The organism is Paenibacillus forsythiae T98 (genome assembly GCF_000520735.1).
Taxonomy (GTDB): domain Bacteria; phylum Bacillota; class Bacilli; order Paenibacillales; family Paenibacillaceae; genus Paenibacillus_AQ; species Paenibacillus_AQ forsythiae.
Genome location: NZ_ASSC01000269.1, coordinates 1 through 987, shown reverse-complemented (window position 1 = coordinate 987; position 987 = coordinate 1). Strand labels below are relative to the sequence as shown.

The window sequence follows — 987 nt, the reverse complement described above, 5'->3', positions numbered from 1 at the left end:
CGGCGCGCCGCCGGAAACTGCCGTTATTCTTGAAGCCTGGGAGAGGGAGGAGCCGGGAATACGTAGGCGGCGCCGGAGAAGATAGGAGAGACTATTCATGAAAAAACTTGAAGGCGGAATATGGGAGAGCAAATTTATTCTACCCGAGTACCGCTCTGGGATAGAGCATGATCTGAGGGAAAGCCAGCGTCGCAAGAAACCCCTTCTGGATGAGCAGCAACTGGAGGAGATCGACAAAGCGCTCTATTACTCGCAGCTCGACAAGGTGCCCGTTACGCTTAAGCTTTGGGACCCATTTGACGATCGTACGGCCAAGGGTATTGTATTGCAATTTGACCGGCAACTCCGGCGTATAAAGCTCCAGTGGTCTGAGGATGACTGGGATTGGGTAGATATGGACGAAATCTTGTCAGCAACTACATAAACAACAAAAAGGCCTTCCCAAATCGGGAGGGCCTTTCATCTTTACCACAAGACTATAGATAGAAGCCTATTGAGTAGATTGTGCAATTCATAAGCAAAATGTGTCCGTACCACAAACTAATTGATAGGTCTTTGTCCACCGGCCATGCCAACAGCGCGCGCGATATGGTCAGCCGTCTGGAAACGATGGTGCTGAGCGGCGCCGATCTTCCCGTTGCCGTCGTCCGGCAGCAGATAAGCTCGGCTATCGATATTTTTGTCCATCTGGCGAGGCTGCGGGACCGCTCAAGACGGGTTACGGAGATCAGCGAGGTAATTGGGCTGGATGAAGGAGAGGTGCGTCTGAACCCGCTGTACGAATTCCGGGAAACCGGAGAGAGTGGAGGCCGCGTGCTGGGCACGCTGGAAGCAAGCTGCAATCCTTTGCGTAATACAGGAAAGCTGTCCATGGCGGGAGTGGTTTCTAAATCCATTGGCCGCTTTGAGGACGGGGTGCAACAAGGAAGGGGGGCAGACTGATGCTCGAAAGATTCAGAAAAAGCCGGGGACCGGCTGATCGCACAG

The 987-nt window shown here is 53.2% G+C and carries 1 protein-coding gene and 1 pseudogene; both read left to right on the top strand.

The window, feature by feature from the left end:
• Positions 1-97 precede the first annotated feature (97 nt).
• Positions 98-424 carry a YolD-like family protein gene (locus L692_RS0109060; protein ID WP_025699159.1) on the top strand — a complete coding sequence of 109 codons (327 nt, stop codon included), beginning with the start codon at positions 98-100 and terminating at the stop codon, positions 422-424.
• A 122-nt stretch (positions 425-546) separates the two neighbouring features.
• Positions 547-942, top strand: a pseudogene (locus tag L692_RS0109055) (CpaF family protein); the annotation flags it as partial.
• Between the last annotated feature and the right edge of the window lie 45 nt (positions 943-987).

Coding starts and splice junctions, on each gene's coding strand:
- L692_RS0109060 (WP_025699159.1), top strand. CDS start 98: ATGAAAAAACTTGAAGGCGGAATATGGGAGAGCAAATTTATTCTACCC.